General features: G+C 51.1%; 18 protein-coding genes. 4 read left to right on the top strand and 14 right to left on the bottom strand.

Features of this window, described 5'->3' with window-relative positions; genetic code table 11:
* The first annotated feature begins 120 nt into the window (after nucleotides 1–120).
* The 3 genes from P157_RS0106005 (at nucleotide 121) to P157_RS0105995 (ending at nucleotide 3,488) form a co-directional block, all read left to right on the top strand.
* Nucleotides 121–795 carry a C40 family peptidase gene (locus tag P157_RS0106005; RefSeq protein WP_080695390.1) on the top strand — a complete coding sequence of 225 codons (675 nt, stop codon included), beginning with the start codon at nucleotides 121–123 and terminating at the stop codon, nucleotides 793–795.
* A 103-nt stretch (nucleotides 796–898) separates the two neighbouring features.
* Nucleotides 899–1,744 (top strand): polysaccharide deacetylase family protein, encoded by an 846-nt coding sequence (locus tag P157_RS0106000; RefSeq protein WP_026760208.1) that lies wholly within the window; start codon nucleotides 899–901, stop codon nucleotides 1,742–1,744.
* Between the two features lie 64 nt (nucleotides 1,745–1,808).
* Nucleotides 1,809–3,488, top strand: a complete 1,680-nt coding sequence (locus P157_RS0105995) for a DUF4127 family protein (protein WP_230578449.1) — start codon at nucleotides 1,809–1,811, stop codon at nucleotides 3,486–3,488.
* 19 nt (nucleotides 3,489–3,507) lie between these two features.
* Here the strand turns inward: P157_RS0105995 and P157_RS15470 are convergent, their stop codons facing one another.
* The 14 genes from P157_RS15470 to clpB all read right to left on the bottom strand — a co-directional run bounded on the left by P157_RS15470 (nucleotide 3,508) and on the right by clpB (nucleotide 17,276).
* Complete coding sequence (locus tag P157_RS15470) at nucleotides 3,508–3,669, bottom strand: hypothetical protein (RefSeq protein WP_155266711.1); 162 nt, start codon at nucleotides 3,667–3,669, stop codon at nucleotides 3,508–3,510.
* On the bottom strand, nucleotides 3,657–3,923 hold the full coding sequence (locus tag P157_RS0105985; protein WP_026760206.1) for a hypothetical protein: 267 nt from the start codon (nucleotides 3,921–3,923) through the stop codon (nucleotides 3,657–3,659). The genes P157_RS15470 and P157_RS0105985 overlap by 13 nt, the downstream gene beginning before the upstream one ends.
* A gap of 188 nt (nucleotides 3,924–4,111) precedes the next feature.
* Nucleotides 4,112–5,299: a nickel pincer cofactor biosynthesis protein LarC gene (gene larC, locus P157_RS0105980; protein WP_026760205.1), complete on the bottom strand. Its 1,188-nt coding sequence runs from the start codon at nucleotides 5,297–5,299 to the stop codon at nucleotides 4,112–4,114.
* Nucleotides 5,300–5,309: 10 nt separating this feature from the next.
* Nucleotides 5,310–6,068: a nickel pincer cofactor biosynthesis protein LarB gene (gene larB / locus P157_RS0105975; protein WP_026760204.1), complete on the bottom strand. Its 759-nt coding sequence runs from the start codon at nucleotides 6,066–6,068 to the stop codon at nucleotides 5,310–5,312.
* Nucleotides 6,069–6,082: 14 nt separating this feature from the next.
* Nucleotides 6,083–7,420 carry a hypothetical protein gene (locus tag P157_RS0105970; protein WP_026760203.1) on the bottom strand — a complete coding sequence of 446 codons (1,338 nt, stop codon included), beginning with the start codon at nucleotides 7,418–7,420 and terminating at the stop codon, nucleotides 6,083–6,085.
* Nucleotides 7,421–7,434: 14 nt separating this feature from the next.
* Nucleotides 7,435–8,982, bottom strand: a complete 1,548-nt coding sequence (locus tag P157_RS0105965; protein WP_026760202.1) for an SLC13 family permease — start codon at nucleotides 8,980–8,982, stop codon at nucleotides 7,435–7,437.
* 161 nt (nucleotides 8,983–9,143) lie between these two features.
* The gene (locus P157_RS0105960) at nucleotides 9,144–9,704 is read right to left on the bottom strand and encodes a hypothetical protein (RefSeq protein ID WP_026760201.1); all 561 of its coding nucleotides are present in this window, start codon (nucleotides 9,702–9,704) and stop codon (nucleotides 9,144–9,146) included.
* A 24-nt stretch (nucleotides 9,705–9,728) separates the two neighbouring features.
* Complete coding sequence (gene coaD, locus P157_RS0105955) at nucleotides 9,729–10,208, bottom strand: pantetheine-phosphate adenylyltransferase (RefSeq protein WP_026760200.1); 480 nt, start codon at nucleotides 10,206–10,208, stop codon at nucleotides 9,729–9,731.
* Nucleotides 10,205–10,789, bottom strand: a complete 585-nt coding sequence (gene rsmD / locus P157_RS0105950) for a 16S rRNA (guanine(966)-N(2))-methyltransferase RsmD (RefSeq protein WP_026760199.1) — start codon at nucleotides 10,787–10,789, stop codon at nucleotides 10,205–10,207. Before rsmD ends, coaD begins: the two co-directional genes overlap by 4 nt.
* An 86-nt stretch (nucleotides 10,790–10,875) precedes the next feature.
* Nucleotides 10,876–11,730, bottom strand: a complete 855-nt coding sequence (locus P157_RS13975; protein ID WP_037368170.1) for a ChbG/HpnK family deacetylase — start codon at nucleotides 11,728–11,730, stop codon at nucleotides 10,876–10,878.
* A gap of 6 nt (nucleotides 11,731–11,736) precedes the next feature.
* Complete coding sequence (locus P157_RS0105940; protein ID WP_026760198.1) at nucleotides 11,737–12,678, bottom strand: glycosyltransferase family 2 protein; 942 nt, start codon at nucleotides 12,676–12,678, stop codon at nucleotides 11,737–11,739.
* Nucleotides 12,679–12,697: 19 nt separating this feature from the next.
* Nucleotides 12,698–14,146 carry an ArnT family glycosyltransferase gene (locus P157_RS13970; protein ID WP_037368165.1) on the bottom strand — a complete coding sequence of 483 codons (1,449 nt, stop codon included), beginning with the start codon at nucleotides 14,144–14,146 and terminating at the stop codon, nucleotides 12,698–12,700.
* A gap of 38 nt (nucleotides 14,147–14,184) precedes the next feature.
* Nucleotides 14,185–14,601 (bottom strand): GtrA family protein, encoded by a 417-nt coding sequence (locus tag P157_RS0105930; protein WP_230578448.1) that lies wholly within the window; start codon nucleotides 14,599–14,601, stop codon nucleotides 14,185–14,187.
* Nucleotides 14,602–14,702: 101 nt separating this feature from the next.
* Complete coding sequence (gene clpB / locus P157_RS0105925) at nucleotides 14,703–17,276, bottom strand: ATP-dependent chaperone ClpB (protein ID WP_026760196.1); 2,574 nt, start codon at nucleotides 17,274–17,276, stop codon at nucleotides 14,703–14,705.
* A gap of 169 nt (nucleotides 17,277–17,445) precedes the next feature.
* On the opposite strand from clpB, the gene P157_RS0105920 reads away from it, so the two are divergent.
* On the top strand, nucleotides 17,446–18,150 hold the full coding sequence (locus P157_RS0105920; RefSeq protein WP_026760195.1) for a hypothetical protein: 705 nt from the start codon (nucleotides 17,446–17,448) through the stop codon (nucleotides 18,148–18,150).
* Nucleotides 18,151–18,181: the final 31 nt, after the last annotated feature.

Raw genomic sequence — 18,181 nt, 5'->3', positions numbered from 1 at the left:
ATTGTTCAGATTTTGCCATAGTAATTTTAATTTTTTATGACCTATTTGACCTGTCAACTACTAATATGGTATACTACCTCCAGCTAAGCTTTGTGTTCACAAGTTAAGGAGGTTTTTTACTTGCGATTTACAAAACCGTGCTGTCTGCTCGCTGCAGCAGCAATCTTCTTTGGCTCTAGTTCCCTTTCCGAAGCCGCTAGCTTCCAGCTCGGCGACACAGGTAATGAAGTTATTGAAATCCAACAGGCTTTAGCCAGTCAGGGCTATGATGTACCCGTGGATGGTGATTACGGTCCTGCCACCAAAGCCGCTGTCGCCGAATTCCAGCGCGACAACCATCTGGCCGTTGACGGTGAGCTGGGCAGCAGTTCCTATCAGGCACTGCTCCACCGCGCATTGCCAACGACCACCCATAAATCCTACTTTGCCGGGGCTAACGGCATCATCAACCTGGCCCGTCAATATCTTGGAGTGCCTTACGTCTGGGGCGGTTCTTCTCCCAACGGCTTTGACTGCTCGGGCTTTGTCCAGTACGTTTACGCCCAGAAGGGCATTCACCTGCCCCGCACCGCTGACATTCAGGCCACGGCCGGCCGGCCGATTTCCAAAGCCGAGCTCATGCCCGGGGATTTGGTTTTCTTCGCCGGTGACTACGTGAACATCTCCCATGTCGGCATCTATGTGGGCAACGGACAGATGATTCATGCTTCCAGCACCTACGGCATTGCCTACGATTCCCTCTCCCGTGACTACCGCGTAACTCACTACGCCGGAGCCTGCCGGGTACTCAATTAAAGCTGCAGCCTTCCTCTTGAGGAAGGCTTTTATATTGACAAGGGCCCTTCATTGTTATATAGTAGTCGGTATGCAATAAGAAACAAAGGATGTGTCGTCCAAAATGAAAATATGGATAAAGAGACTGGCGCTGTTGGTGCTGGCTCTCATACTGGCAGGACTGGCCGTCTGCGCTTATATCATGCACAGCGCCAAGGATTCTGTACCGGTTCTTAACTATCACCAGATAAACGACCGGGATGAAAACGCCCTGACAGTTCACACGGACCAATTCGAGGCCCAGATGAAGTATCTAGCGGACAATGGCTATCATACCATTACCCCGGAAGAAATGATTGCAGCCTGGGATAACGGTACTGCCCTTCCCGACAAGCCTGTTATCATTACCTTTGACGATGGTTATGCGGACAATTACCGCTGTGCTTTCCCCATTCTGCAGAAATACAACCTGCGGGGAACCATCTTCCTGATTTCCGATTTCATCGGCACCTATCCCAACTATCTTACCTGGGCGCAGGTGGACGAAATGCAGGAAAGCGGCCTTATCGACTTTGAAAGCCACACCCTTTCCCATGAACAGCTGGACAGCACCAGCCCGGAAGAAACATGGAACCAGCTGGACGGCTCCAAAAAGGCGTTAGAATGGCATTTGCACAAAGAAGTAAACTTCCTGGCTTATCCCTGCGGCTCCTATGATGAGGAACTGCAGCAGATGGTGAAAAAGGCCGGCTATAAGGGTGCCTTCACCGTAAACTTTGGCCTGGCTGACAAATGGGAAAATCATTACATCCTTGACCGTGTTCCCATCTTTGGCTGCACCAATCATACCCTGATGCGTTTCAAGATGCGCCTTAACTATGCGCCCATCTTCGCACCACTGGCCAGACTCCACAAAGACATGTACGAATCCGGCCATACATTTATCGCCAGGTTTATACCGACACCGTAATTTCAAACGATATGCTTTATGTTATACTTAGAGCATATCGTTTTTTTATATTAAGGAGAAATTCGTGAACTATAAATCCCTTATCCGCCCCCTGCTGATACTTTTGTTCTTCATGGGGCTATGGCATCTGAGCCATCCTTTCGCTGCTCCCTCTGCAGCAGAAACGGTGAGCGCCAACGTGCCTGACAAAAACATCATCCTCGTGCCGCTGGATGGCCGCCCGCCCTGCAAACAGTTCGTCGTGGATGGCGGCGCCATTGCCGGCTTCCATGTCCTCACGCCGCCCACGGAACTGCAGGACTACTACTCGGCCCCCGGTGATACCGCAGGCATGCGCCAATGGCTCGCAGAAAATATCAAAGGCCAGCAGGCCGCCCTTATCTCCATAGACCAGCTTCTCTACGGCGGCCTGCTCGCCGCCCGCGAAAAGGAAGCGCCACCAGCCCAGCAGGAAGCACTCATTAAGTATCTGCGCCAGCTGCACGCCGATAACCCCAACATTCCCCTGCTGGCCTTCAGTATTCTGCCCCGTCAGACACCACAGGATACCATTGACGGTTATCAGGAGCGCAAGGATTTGCTGGCCTATTCCCGCTTGAAGGGACGTCAGGCCGCAGGCCTTGCCATCGATGAAACTGAACTTGCCCGGCTCGAAGCTGCTATCCCCCCCGCCAGCAAGGAAAAATATCTGGCCCACTTCGCTGAGAACGAGGAACTCAACAAGAAGCTCATCGCGCTCGTCAAAGAGGGCGTACTGACAAAACTCGTCTTAGGACAGGATGATGGCGAGGAATACAGCATCCCCAATATCGAAAAGGCCCATCTGCGGGAATTTATGCAAGCCGAAAATCTGCCTTCCCATAAAGTAATCCTGACCCATGGCGCCGACGAAATCGCCCTGACCATGCTGGCCGCCTTCCACAATGAACAAAATCATTTCGCCCCTAATGTCTATGTCACCTATAACCACCCCGACACGCCTGATACCATCATGCCCTATATGGCCATTGATATGCAGGAAACTGCCCGTGAAAAAATCGCCTTGATTGGCGGGCAGGAAACCAGTGATGCGGCTGCGGCGGACTACATCCTCTACCTGTCTGCTAACGATTACGAAAAAGACACAGTGAGCAAACGCAGTATCAATGTGCAGGAGCTCCAAAAATTGACCGCACAGGGCAGGCCTGTCGCTCTCGTTGACCTCTCCAAACATTTCACGGCTCAGGAAACGCTGCTGCCTTTGCTCTTGGATAAGTATTTTCCCGTAAACAGCCTCACCGCCTACGCCGGCTGGAACACCGCCAGCAACGCCATCGGCACGGCCGCAGCCACCGCCAGTCTCTACACCAACGCACAAAAAAATGCCCCAAGCCGTAAAGAAGCTCTGGGCATTGCCGCCAGCAATCTGAAATTCCTGCACAACCGTATCTTAGAAGATTACTTCTACCTCAAAGAGGATATCGATACCATCAACCATACGCTGAAAAAGGCCAGTTATCAAAACACCGCCGATTTGGATTTGGAGCATAACTGGCGCTGGGCCAATAATATGCTGCAGCAGAGTATGCAAAAACATCTGGCTGCCTATAAGCACAGCAAATCATTCTTAGCGCCTAATATTTTTCATACGCCACAGGGAGATTTCACCCTGACCGTCAAAGATTTGACCGTTGAACTTAGTTTCCCCTGGCCCCGCACGTTCGAGATTTATCTGGAAACTATGCCTTATATCGTAGCGCAGTAAATTGGTTCGAGGCACGCCATCACCACACCCGCTTGAATTGGACAGATGCGGAAATATCCTTGTCATGGGCTCCTTTTTGAAGCTGGGCTTCGCCACTTTCCATATTCATCTTGATGCCAGCATCAGGCTTACTGCTGTCTGCCAGATGATTTACCGGGACAGTAATCTCTACCGGCCGCATGGAAAATTCCCAAACCCAGAAGGTATTTCATCTGTCTTATTATTTGCCCCTGGCGTATTTGGCAAGATACCAGGACGCCGATATACCGGTCTCTCTGTATTTTTTATTTCCGTAAAGACCTTTTTGACTCCTTTTACCAGTTTGCCACCAACTATTTCAAGGGCATTGGGCTTATCACGATTGACACTCATGATTCCGCCAGCTGCCATGTCCAGTTCCATAACATCCATCTTGTTCATAAGCTTCTTATCCATTTTATATCCCTCCTCACATCTTAGCGTGTTGTTATCTTGCTTTCTGTTCTTTATATCCCCGAAAGCCAAAAGTGTGTAGGAGAAAAAAAGGAGCGATTGACAAGTCAATTTTGACATGTCAACCGCCTACCTTATGTCATTTTTCCAAATACGAAAAGCCGTTTTTTACGGGGAAAATTCAAAACAAGCTAACCTAACCGCTCATCAATAACCCTCATCGCTTCTTGCTGGATAAGTTTCAGCGGCACCTGCTTCTCGACTGCCAGCGCCTTGCAATCCTCATACTCCGGCGATACACTGCAAATCTTTCCTTCCCAGGCACTGACCTTGCAATTCACCACGCCGTATTTTGTCTCCACCTTGGCAATATGACGCGAAGCCTCCAGCCGCTGGGCCACAGGCATAATCCGCAGGCCAATGCTTGTGGTTTCCGCAAAGATAATGGCCACGCAGGCATTCTGCTTTTCTTCATCCACCAATACCGAAAGCATCTGTGCCGGACGATTCTTCTTCATGAAGATTGGCGTTGTCCAGACATCGAGTGCCCCTGCCGCCAGCAGTTTTTCGTAGAGATAGCCATAAATCTGGGGATTCATATCGTCAATATTGACTTCAATGACTGCGAGTTTACTGTCAACGGCACCGTTGTACTCCCCACGATACACCCGCAGTACGTTGGGAATAGCTAGCTCATGACTGCCTGCCCCATAGCCAATACATTCCGTCACAAAACCTTGTGGCAGGCTTTCACTGTACAGCCCCAGTGCCCGAACGATACCGGCCCCCGTAGGTGTTACCAGTTCCTTTTCCTCCGAGCCTTTGATGGTCTGCCAGCCCATTAAGAGCTCAGCTACAGCTGGAGCAGGTACAGGCAACAGGCCATGAGCACACTTGACAAAGCCGCCGCCCACAGTCAGGCGGGATACAAAGATGCGCTCCACTTCCAAATAATCCAGACAGATAGCCGCCCCGACAATATCGACAATGGAATCCACAGCCCCCACTTCATGGAAGGCCACTTCCTCTGCCGGCTTGCCGTGCACCTTTCCTTCCGCCGCAGCGATGACCTCAAAGATGGACAAAGCCTGCTGTTTTACCGCCATGGACAGCGCGGATTTTTCCAGCAGTTCGCGAATATCCGCCATCCTGCGATGACCATGATGGTGTTCCTTGACATTCAGCAGAATGACATCGACATACAGGGCATGAATGCCGTTACGGGAGGTTTCATTTACTTCCAGCTTAAACTCGTCAGACATAGGCAGTTTGCCCAGTTCCTTTTCCAGATAAGCTATGGGCACTCCTGCCTGCAGCAAAGCTCCCAAAAACATATTGCCGCTGATACCGGCAAAGCAATCAAAATACAACGCTTTCATTTAAGTACAGTCACCTCAACTTGTTTATCTTGCTGGCCAAGGCACCTGCACCAAAGCCGTTGTCAATATTTACCACAGAGACGCCCATGGCACAGCTGTTCAGCATGGAAAGCAACGCCGCGACTCCTTTGAAGGAAGCACCATAGCCCACACTGGTGGGCACCGCAATGACGGGTTTATCCGTAAGACCGCCCACCACACTGGCCAAAGCACCTTCCATGCCGGCAATGACGATAATGACGTTTGCCGCCTTAATCTCCGGCAGATGGGCAAAGAGGCGGTGAATGCCCGCCACTCCGCAGTCATAGCAGGTCTTAACATCATTGCCAAAAAGATACGCCGTAAGCCGCGCTTCCTCAGCCACCGGTACATCACTGGTACCGGCAGTCAGAATCAAAATCTGATGGTTCTCATCCCGCTGCAAACTTCTGTCCCGGTCAAGATAGATAAGCCGCGCTGTTTCGTCATACTCAGCCTCAGGAACTTTTTCCAGCACCTTGTCATAATGCTCTCTGCTGGCCCGTGTAGCCAGTAGATTTCCGTCGCTGTGGCTGTAAAGCGAGGAAAAGATATCCCGTACCTGCTCCGGGGTCTTACCAGCGGCATAAATCACCTCGGGCATCCCCTGCCGCAGTTCCCGGTGATGGTCGATTTCCGCAAACTGCATTTCCTCAAAGGGAACTTCGGCAATCTTCGCCGCCGCTTCCTCTTCACTCAATGTTCCTTGCTTATAATCCTGCAACAGTTTTACGATGTCTTTTTTCTTCATCTCTTGTAATATCCTTAATTGTCCCAAAAACTCCACATGCGTTCTGCCTGCGCTTCTTTTTTCTCAGCTTCCACTTCCTGGGCGATATTGAGGTCTTTCTGACCATAGCCCGGCGTGAGGTTGATATTCTGCGGCAGCCATTCATCCGAGAACAGCGGCTTATTCATCAGTATCGCGCGAATCTGCGTGGCAGCTTTCTTCTGCGCCGCTTCATCACCACTGGACTGGATAAATTCGCCTAAGGTTCTCCCGATGGCCTGCATGGAGGTTTCCTTTAAGGCCCGGGTCGTGGGGTCAAGGGATGAGAGACGCAGGATGGGGAAAGTCACCCCATCATCCGAGGTCAGCATAGTATCCCCCTTCACCAAGAAACTTGCCTCCCGCAATTTTCCCACCATATCATCCGGTGCCGTTCCCTCCGGCAGGCAGGGCAGAACCAGATGGTTTTCCGTATTTCCGCAAAGCGTGCGGACGCCTGCGTCGTGAAGGCCTTTTTCCAACGCCTTGGCATTTTTGAGCACCTGCTCGCAGTAGGCCTTGAACGCTTCACTGCCCGCTTCGAGGAATGTAGTAGCCAAAGCCGCCAGCACATTTTTCTTCACCATGGAATGACCGGTATCAAGTACGGCCTTATCCATATTGTCCGCCAATTCCTTGCTGGTGAGGATAACCGCATTATGCGGCCCCTGCAGGGAATCGCCCGTGGGCAGGGTCACCACATCTGCATAGGGTACAGGTGACGGCGCACAGCCTGCGGCCACAGCTCCGGCATTCTGGCCGATATCCACCCAGAGATACGCCCCTGCTGCCTTGGCAATTTCCTTAAGTCTTGCATAATCCAGATGCAAGGGATAATTTACAGGCGAATAGATAATCAGCCGGGGCTTGCGAGCTTTTGACAGCTGTTCCACCCGGGCCAAATCTATCTGCTCCGTTTCCGGCTCTATGCTAAACGAGATAAAATCATACTGCAGATGCTCACCAATGCAGTGTTCAAGTTTGCGCCGGTTGAAAGAGAGGATTGTATCCCCGGTCGTAGCCAAGGCCTGAAATACCACACGGGAAGCCGCGGCGATGTCAGAAATGCGCACGATGGCATGGTCGGCGCCAAAAAGTTTTGCCGCCCGCTTCTCGGCAATCTCCTCCAACTTCATATGGCTCTGCACCGCATGATAATCCAGCTGGCCATTGCCGAAGATACTGCCCTTCAAATATGCGCTAAAGGGAGAAACCGCATTGGATGTAGGCAGAAGCGACAGCGTAAAGCGCTGCTTTTGAATTTCCTCCTGCAACAGCCCATATATTTCCGGGTCGAAAGCCGCGAGGCTCTCTGTAAGGGTTTGATTTTGCATAGCTTTATTCCTCCTCACATTCCCGTAATCCAGTTGACAAAGTAAATGGCCAGCGGAATCGTCACGCAGGCAATCCCGATAAAGTCAATGTAGACACCGGTCTTGATCATCTTGGTGATGGGAATGTAACCGGATGCGTAAACAATGGCGTTAGGCGGTGTTGATACCGGCAGCATAAAGCCCAAAGATGCCGACAGCGCAATACCTACGGACACCGGCACGGGGCTGATACCAGCCGAAAGGGCTGCCGTAATCGCCAGCGGGCCAATCATATTGGTAGCTGCCGTATGGCTCGTGAGTTCCGAAAGCAGCAGCGCCATCACCGAGAAGATCGCCACCATGGCCACTTCCGAGGGGGCGCCGCCCATGGAGCTGACAATGAGGTCGCCCACCCACTGGGAAAGGCCCGTCTTGTACATCATACCCCCCATGGCCAAACCGCCGCCGAAGAGAATGAGTGTCCCCCATTCAATCCCCTGCATGGCTTCCGACCATTTCAAAGTGAACTGACGTTCCTTGAAATTCACCGGCAGCAGGAACAGCAATAACGCGCCTGCCATGGCCGCAATGGCTTCCGGGAACAAGCGGTTATACATTTTGAGCATGGGGTCGGTGCTGCCGAAGGCAATGGATAAAAAGCCCGGCAGTATCCAGAGAGTTACAGCTACGACAAAAGCCAGCAGTGTATTTTTCTGCGCGCGGGTCCAGTTCCCCAGTTCCTCCCGCTTGGTTCTGATAAACACATCCGCGCCTTCAATCCGATCCACATCAGCGGGGAACATATGAGAAAGCACCACATAGGCAATCACAAAATAAACAACCATTGCAATAAGGCCCCAGGTCATCCACTGGAAGAAGGAAACATGAATATCACACATGGTATCCAAAAAGCCCAGCATGATGAGGTTAGGCGGCGTGCCAATGGGCGTCAAAACACCGCCGATGGAGCAGGAGTAAGCCGTCATCAGCATAAGTCCGGTCGCGTATTTGTATTCATGGAGATGAATTTCCCGCCCATTGGCGGCGAACATTTCCTTGATGGAAGTTAAGAGCCCCAGACAGATGGGGAACATCATAGCCGCAGTAGCCGTGTTGCTGACCCAGCCGGAGCAAAGGGCCGCTGCCAAACCTACCGCGAGGAAAATCCGCTTGGGATTCGAGCCCACCCATTCACGGGATAGCAGCCAATACGCAAAGCGCTTGTCCAGTCCATGGGTCATCATGGCCTTGGCCAGAATAAAGCCGCCCATGAACAGGAAAATCATGGAATTGGCAAAGGCTGCAAAGGCTGTGCCCACCGGCACCACGCCGGTAATAACCGCCAGCGTCGGCCCGATAAGGGAAGTAACAGGAATCGGCACCGGCTCCGTGATCCACCAAAGAGCAACCAATACCATGATGGCCAGCAATTTGTGAGCGGCCAGAGTCAAACCGTCAATGGGTGTCATAAACACCAGCAATGCCAGTATGGGGGCGCCGAACAAACCAATGGTTCGCCGCCTGCGGTCAAAGGCTTCTTCCGCCGCTTTCACCGCCGCCGCTTCAGATTCTCTTTTGTCCACGTTACAAACCTCCTTTACTCAATACACTTCATATCAAACAGTTCTTCTATTTGAGGTTATTCGCCTTCTCCCCCATTATTCCTGCAAGATAAAACAAAAAGCTGCCCCAACCGATAATTCGGCCACGGCAGCTGGATAATACTTATATTCTAAATAATTACTCACTCTGCTTCAGCTATAAAATGCTGTTCCTGCTGATGAGCAGCCTGCTGATTCATCTGATTCTTGGCCTGCTGCAGAACGTTCAAAGCCTGCTGCAGACCTGCTTCTGCCTGACGAACCCCCTGGAAGGTGCCATTTACATGACCAATCAGCTGATCAAATACCTGATTAGCATAGGCATCCGCATTGCTCTGGAGCTGCGTTGCATTCGCCTGCGTGCGCTCCATGATTTCCTTTTCCTGATCCTGAGCCTGCTGGACAATAGCCCGTGCTTTTTCGCGGGACTGCTTGACAATCTCACTTTCCTCAGTGATGCTCTCTGCATATTCCCGCGCCTTGCGCTTGATTTCCTCGGCTTCTTCTTCCGCCTCGCGGATAATCTGGTCATGGTTGCGCATGATTTCATCAGCCCGGTTGAGTTCCTTGGGCAAATCGTTGCGCAGTTCCTCCACATAATGCACCAGTTCGTTATCGTTAATAAGAGTTTTCTCCGTAAAGGGCAGGCGGGAAGCTCCCACCACCATATTCTCAATCTTGTCCAAGGTCTCGCGTACTGACATAGCTGCTACTTCCTTTCCCCATACTCATTTCTCTTTTTTATCTTGCATCGCCTGCTCAACACAGGCCGGGACCAAACCATGTACACTGCCGCCAAAGCGGAACACTTCCCGGACCCCTGACGAACTCACATAGGAAAGGTCAGGCCGGGTCAGCAGAAAGACGGTATCGATTTCCGGGTTCAGATGCTTAATCATATAAGCCTCATTTTCCTCGTATTCCAAATCCTTTACTGAGCGCACGCCCCGCACAATAATGTGGGCATCCTGCTGAACCATAAAGTCCGTAATCAGACTGGAAAAGGAAGTCACCCTTACATTGTTCAGATGAGCGGTTGCTTCTTCGATAAGCCGCACCCGTTCTTCCACTGAGAAAAAACCTTTTTTATCGATATTGCGGAACACGCAGATGATCAATTCATCAAACATGCGGCTGGCCCGCTCAAATACATCCACATGTCCTAATGTAACCGGGTCAAAACTGCCCGAACATACCGCCCTTCTCATTCCTCTTCCTCCTCGGCTTCCACATAAGAACGCCATTGAAAGAAACTTAGTTGGGTGGTATGACCATAGCGGCGGTTATGTACCAATTTCAACTGGTCAAGTTGCGGCACATCGTTTTCATCGGCGCCGTGCTCCACCACCAAAATTCCATTCTCTGCCATAAGGCCGTCTGACTTGTCAATCTGCACAAGCGCTTGCTGCCAGAGCCCCTTATGATAGGGAGGGTCACAGAAAATCAGCGAAAACTCCGCCTTGCCTGCCCCCTGACGGGATAGTTCTGCGAACACATCACTGCTACGCACCACCGCTTTTTCCACCAGACGGGTCAGCTGCAGATTTTCACCGATGAGTTTCGCCGTGGCTTTATCCACAAAAACCGCCGACTGCGCGCCTCGCGAAAGGGCTTCAATGCCCAGATTCCCGGTCCCAGCGAAGATATCCAGTACCTTCCGTCCCGTTACCATGGAACCCAGGATATTAAACAGCGACTCCTTCACCCTGTCCGCCGTAGGCCGTGTCACCTCTGCCCCCTTGGGCGTTTTCAAGCGGCAGCCACGGGCCGAACCGGTAATTATGCGCATCCTTTTCACTCCCTAAACACAGAAACACTATTATTTTAACATATTTTTTATAAATAGTGAACTACTATTACATAAGGAAAGGAATTTTATCGCTCCATATCCGCATAGTTTACAGGGACAATGCCTTTTTCGTCCAGCAGTGCCTTGAGTTTAGGCGAGCAGCTGGCCGCATATTCAGCTTCGTAATCATGTTCCCAGCCACTGTATTTGACCAGTTCGGTATTGGACAATCCCGGATGCAGCATGACCTCTGTCACGCCGGCCGGCATTTCCTCAACAATAGATAAAACCGTAGCTTCATCCACGGCATCCCCGGCCACCTTGCCGGAAAAATAATCCGGAGTCGCAAAACCACGCCCCTCGGCCTGCCATTTGCCAAAAGCGGAAATCGTCCAAAGTCCCCAGCGGCCAATAATCTGACCCAAACCGCCTATGAAGAAATCCATCGGCCGTCCGCTGACCTTAGGCGTGCGCACCCGCTTGATGCCATGTGCTTCCAGTATATCCAACACGATAGGGAAAATTCCCGGCAGGATATGGATGTGCTGATGACTGTCAGCATGGGTGGGCGTAATACCTGCCGCTAAAACCTTATCGAGCTGTGCCGTAAGTTCTGTGCGAACCTCGGCCAGCGAAATCCCGCCCTGCAGATATTTTTTGACAAAAGCCGTGTGATTCGGCAGAAATTTGCCCTCCGGCGTAACGAGTGTGGGAATTTCTCCTGCCGGCGAAACGGGATTGCCATCCACCAGCGTAAAATGAATCCCCACTCCCAACTGGGGATATTTCTTGGCCAGCGCCACTGCCTCAGAAAAGCATGGCTCCCCGGGCATCAAGCTGGCAGAACGCAGGCAGCCTTCCGCAACACCTTTTTCCACCGCGCCATTTATCAGCGAATGTCTGCCAAAGTCATCGGCATTCAGCAATAATCCACGCTGCATTACACTTCACTCTCCCTGTCCGGCAGTTTTCTCCCGTTCTTCACGCGTTAAGTATAAAGGACGATTCTTCACTTCTTTGAAGATACGGCCGATATATTCGCCCATGATGCCGAGAATCATCAACTGCACACCGCTGAACAAAACCACACAAACCATGATGGTAGTCCAGCCGGTAACCACGTTGCCATGCAAAAATTCCCAAATCACATGCCCCAGCAGCAAAATGCTGAACAAGGCAAACACACTGCCCAGATAGAAGGAAAGGCGCAGGGGAACAACGGAGTACCCCAAAATGCCATCCATGGCCAGCTTACTCATCTTCTTCACGGAGAACTTGGATTCCCCGGCGAAGCGTTCCGGCGCCGTAAAGGGCAAAATGGTCTGCTTAAAGCCCAGCGTGCCCACCATGCCGCGAATAAAACGGTCATGTTCACGGTAGCGGCAGAGCGCATCACAAGCCTTTCTGTCCAGCAGGCGAAAATCCGAACCGCCGGGATAAACCTTCGTTTCCGACATCATATTCAGGAAGCGGTAATAATACTTGGACGTCAGTTTCTTGAAGAACGAGACACCTTCCGTAGCTTCACGAATGGTCTGCACGACCTCATAGCCTTCCTCCCACTTGCCCAGCAATACCGGCAAAAGTGCAGGCGGATGCTGCATGTCCCCGTCCATGGTAATCACCGCATCCCCTTTGGCATGATCCAGGCCGCAGGTCAGGGCAATCTGATGGCCGTAGTTGTGCGACAGGAAAATCGGTTTGACCTGTTCGTACTGCACGGACAACTCATCCAGAATTTTGCTGCTGTCATCACTGGAACCATCATCTACAAAAATCAGTTCAAACGCGTAGCTGGTTTTCGTCATTACCTCATGTACAGCCTGCGTAAAATGAACCAGATTTTTTTCTTCGTTAAAAACTGGTACAACAATCGATACTTTTTTCATTGCTACTTAACATCTTCTTTCACTTTGCTGCGGGCCGGTAATAAACCTGATATTCACCAGCTGCCCCCAACGATTGCCACTGTCCCGGAACGGCTTTATTCAACGCTTCATAATTATTCACGCTAGTAATCACCATAACCGGTCTATCGTCCGAAACCTCGTCATAAGCCGTTAAGGACATGACATTCTTGGCATCCCAGGATATCTCTTTATTTTTCTTAGCATCGATGCGCTCCCTGCTTTCCAGACGGCGGGGTATCGTCTCCGTATAGAACGCAAAGGAAGCGGGCTCACCGCAATTGAAACAGTACACCTGCGTATCAGCAGTCAGATGCGGTTTCACCATCACAGCTATATCATGGGCAGAACGCTCATGCATGATGGGCGCAGCCACAAGGAACAACAAGGCCACATAGGTTACGGCCATTGCACCGGCCATACGGGTAAAGAGTTTGACATGCTGCTGGAACCAGGACACCATCAACAGGGCGACCGGTATCATATATGGGAAGGTATAGCTGACATACTTAGTTGCAAAGCTCTGGAAAACCACAAATACCGTCACGGCCCAGAGCAAAAGGAAACGCTCTCTGGGCATCTGCGGCAGGCAGGGGCGTTCCTTAAACCACTGCCTGATTTTTGCCGGTACAAAGACAAAGGACCACGGGAAAAAGCCTGCCATAAAAATCAACGTATAATAATACCAAACATCATCCCGCGGATGTTCCGAAACAGTTGCCCGAAGCACATTGTGAACGCCCAGGAAGGTCAGGATAAAATCGCTGCCATGCTGCAGATACATGGGTACATACCAAAGACTGACAACGGCAAAGAACAGCACAAAGCCGCCCAGCGTGTGACGATTAAACAGGAATTTGAAATCCCGCTGCCAGAGCAGGAACAGCATAATGATAAGCCCCGGCAGACACAGGCCGATAGGCCCCTTGGTCAATACCGCAATGCCAGAGGCGGCAAAAGCCGCATAATACCACTTTATATTCTTTTCTGTATAGGCAATGTAAAAGCCAATCAGCGATACCGACTCGGCGATAAAGAGCGTCATATCCGTGATGACAGCATGCCCCAGATACCAATATTCCAAGGAGAGCATCATCAGCACAGCAGCGTACAGACCCGTCCGCTGATTATAGAAACGCTTACCTGTCCAATAGGTCAGCATAATGCCGCACCAGGACATGATGGCTGGGAAAAAACGCGCCGAAAAGTCCGATAAGCCAAACAGCTTAAACGCCGCAATCAATTCCAGATAGAACATGATGGGCTTGTCGTACCAATAATTGCCATAAATCTGCGGTGAAAAATAATCGCCTGCAGCCAGCATTTCTCTGGCCGTTTCTGCGTAATTACCTTCCACCGGGTCAGTGATGACCAAAAAATTATTCCCCAATACATATAGTAATAACCAGGCTAAAGTCAGCCCCACTATTACCTTATGCTCCTGCTTCATACAACGTCCTCCAATTTTCTAAATTCTCCGTATATTATTCAATCTCTAAAGCGCCGATCAAAGGCAAACCATTTCACCAAAATATAAGTCACCGGCATCCCCAAAACTGCCGCCAGCAGGAAGCTCACCAAAGGCGGCGCACCCAGCCAGTTATAGAACACGACCACAATTACGTTCTCGATAACAGCATTTGGTATATACGAAATCATAAATTTCACATACCTCCGCCAGGACAGTGGTTCTGGGAAAATCCACCAGCTGTTCAAGGCATAAGCCAGCATATTACTCAGAAGATACCCAAGGTTAAAAGCCAGATTGCCATCTATGCTGAGCATCATCAACAGCATGGCAAACAGCGAACAGTCAAAGGTGTTAATGACCCCCACTACGAGGAACTTAAAAAAAGCAACGGTGAAAAATTCACTTGCCATATTATGCAGCCAGGTCAATTTCACTCCCACTCCTCCATTTTCAAAACTATTTCTTATAGTATCATCATTTTGCTGAGATGTAAATGAGGCCGCCCATTTTTATGGACAGCCTCAACAAAATTTTCTTATGCCGTTGTAAAGGTAAACTCACCATTTGCAAAGCCGATATTCACCGTATCGCCTTCCTGCACATCCCCGCGGATAATGGCCTTGGAAAGAGCCGTTTCGACGGTATGCACCAGAAGTCGGCGCAAGGGGCGGGCACCAAAGTTGGGGTCAAAGCCCTGGTCAGCCAGCGCTGTAAGCGCATCTTCATTCCAGCCCAGGGTGATTTTGACCTGGCGTTCCAGCCGTTCACCCAGAGCTTTCAGCAGAATACCGGCGATATTCTTCACCTGTTCCTTGGCCAGTGCCTTGAACACGATGATATCATCCACACGGTTCAAGAATTCCGGACGGAAATAATCCTTGAGAATATCCTTGACCGCCGTCTGGGCTTCTTCATAATCCTTGTTGAGGATTTCGTGGGAACCCAAGTTACTGGTCATAATGATGACCGTATTCTTGAAGTTCACCACACGGCCCTTGCCATCGGTCAGGCGGCCATCATCGAGAATCTGCAGCAGGACATTGAACACGTCACGATGTGCCTTTTCGATTTCATCGAGCAGGATAACACTGTAGGGACGGCGGCGCACTGCTTCGGTGAGCTGGCCGCCTTCATCATAACCCACATATCCCGGAGGCGCACCGATAAGACGGGCCACGCTGTGTTTTTCCATGTATTCACTCATATCAATGCGAATCATGCTGCGCTCATCATCAAAGAGCGCTTCGGCCAGTGTCTTGGCCAGCTCCGTCTTGCCTACGCCCGTCGGGCCAAGGAAGATAAAGGAACCAATCGGGCGGTTGGGGTCTTTGATGCCGGCGCGGGCACGCAGAATGGCTTCGCTGACGGCCTTGACCGCTTCATCCTGCCCAACTACGCGCTCATGGAGCACATCTTCGAGATGAATGAGTTTTTCCCGTTCGCCCGTGAGCATCTTGCTGACGGGAATCCCCGTCCAGCGGCTGATGACCTTGGCGATATCTTCTTCGCCCACTTCTTCTTTGAGCAGGGTTTCGCCCTGGGCGCGGGCGGCAATCTTTTCTTCTTCTTCCTTTAACTGCTGCTGCAGCTGCGGAAGCTTGCCGTATTTGAGTTCCGACAGGCGGTTGAGGTCATAGGCGCGTTCAGCACTTTCCATCTGACTGTTGACCTCGTCGATTTCCTTCTTGATGGCCCGCACGCGCAAAATGGCCTGCTTTTCACTGTCCCATTTTGCCTTGAGCGTGTTTTCCTGCGCCTGCAAATCGGCTTTTTCCTCCGTGATTTCGGCGAGTTTTTCCTGTGATGCCGCGTCTGTTTCCTTCTTCAAGGCCTGTTCTTCGATTTCGAGCTGCATGATTTTGCGGCGGATTTCATCAATCGGTGCCGGCATGGATTCGATTTCCGTACGCAGCTTGGCGGCTGCTTCATCCACAAGGTCAATGGCCTTATCCGGCAGGAAGCGGTCGGAGATATAGCGGTCAGAGAGGACCGCTGCCGATACCAGAGCCGCATCGCGAATGCGCACGCCATGATGTACTTCATAGCGTTCTTTAAGGCCGCGCAGAATGGAAATCGTATCTTCCACACTTGGCTGGCCGACCATGACCGGCTGGAAGCGGCGCTCCAAAGCCGTATCCTTTTCGATATACTTGCGATATTCATTGAGGGTTGTCGCACCAATGCAGCGCAGTTCCCCACGGGCCATCATAGGCTTTAAGAGGTTGCCCGCGTCCATAGCGCCTTCGGCGGCACCGGCACCGACAACCGTGTGCACTTCGTCGATAAAAAGCAGAATCTGCCCATCGGATTTGACGATTTCATTGAGTACCGCCTTCAAGCGTTCCTCGAATTCGCCGCGGAATTTTGCGCCGGCAATCAAAGAGCCCATATCGAGCGAATAGAGCGTCTTGTTTTTGAGCGATTCCGGTACATCCCCGGCCACAATACGGCGGGCAAGACCTTCCACAATCGCCGTCTTGCCTACACCCGGTTCACCAATCAACACAGGGTTATTCTTCGTGCGGCGGGAGAGAATTTCAATCGTGCGGCGGATTTCCTCGTCACGGCCAATCACCGGGTCAAGCTTGCCCTGCCGCGCAGCTGCCGTCAAATCGCGTCCGAATTTTTCCAGCGACTTATAGCCTTCTTCGGGATTTTCGCTCGTGACATTCTGCTTGCGGTACTTTTTGATGGCGCCCTGAATATTGCTCTTGGTCAGCTTGAACTCCTTACAGATGGACTGCACATCACTGCTGCCATCTTCGGCCAGACCTAAGAGCAGATGTTCCGTGGAAAGGTAATCGTCCTTCATGGACTTGGCAAACTCCTCGGCCCGCGCCAGTACGCGCACCATATCCATGCCCATGGAAAGGCGGTCTGTGCCCCGGACGCTCGGAATCTTGCCCAGTTCCTGTTCCAAACGGGCTTTGAGCATCGGCAAGTCCGTCTTGCATTCGTTAAAGATATCCGTCAAGAGTCCTTCCGGCTCCTTGGCTAGTGCCAACAGCACATGCAGGGATGTGATTTCCTGATGGTAGCGCATCGCCGCCATCTGCTGGGCAGCCTGCAAAGCCGCCATGGTTTTTGCGGTGTATTTTTCCTGTCCCATAATATTTCCTCCGTAATTTCGCGGTTATTACCAACATCATCTTTACCCTTATTATACAGGATAAAGTCAAAAAGTCAAATACTATTTCTGACTTTTTGACTTTAATTCTAGTTTTCTTCTCCGATTTCATGTATAATAGGAAACATGATAAATGCAGGAGGATTGCAATATGACACAGAATGAATTTCATAAATTGGTACATCTCGTAATGGACTCCAAGGCCCATCCGCCCGAAAATCTCTTTGCCGGTGGCATGGACAGCTGGCGGGCACGGGCGAGACTTGCCCACTTCCTCGCCATGGACGAAATCGATAAAAAGGACGAGGCCAGCGAACTTTTCCACAGCGTAGTCGAAGCAGATTATAATGAAGAAAACAGCGAAGAAGTCGAAGAATACGCCTTTGCCCTGCAGAAGTTAAGCGCCTTGGAAAAGGAACAGGGGAAGTTTGACGAAGCCCTCTCCCATATCAATCAAGCGATTGAAGCTGCCGAGGGCACTGATTTTCTCTACAAGTACATCCTGCGCGGCGAGCTTTGGGCTGACCGCTGGAACCTCATGCACAAGATGAACCTCACCGCCGATGCCGAAAAGGAAGTGGATGAACGCATCGAAGCCTACAAGGACATCCCCATCGAGCACAACAGCTACCTCTACTACGGCTACCGTTTCAAGGCTCAGCTGGCCGCTACCCGCGGTGTAACGCTTGTGGCTAAGGATTATATGCACATGGCCATTCACGCCATGGAGATTCCCGAAAAATATCAGGCAGGACTCGAAAAGGCCTTTGCCGCTACCCATGATAATGCGGCGTGGATTCTGACCGAAGTGGATAAAGCAACGCCGAATCCGGATATGCTGCATTGGGATATATAAAATACCACCATTGATTCGATAATATTGTCCA

It is taken from the genome of Selenomonas ruminantium AC2024, from assembly GCF_000687995.1.
In the GTDB taxonomy this organism is placed as follows: Bacteria; Bacillota; Negativicutes; order Selenomonadales; family Selenomonadaceae; genus Selenomonas_A; species Selenomonas_A ruminantium_B.
The sequence above is the reverse complement of the archived record's forward strand: the minus strand, read 5'-3'. Positions and strand labels throughout refer to the sequence as shown.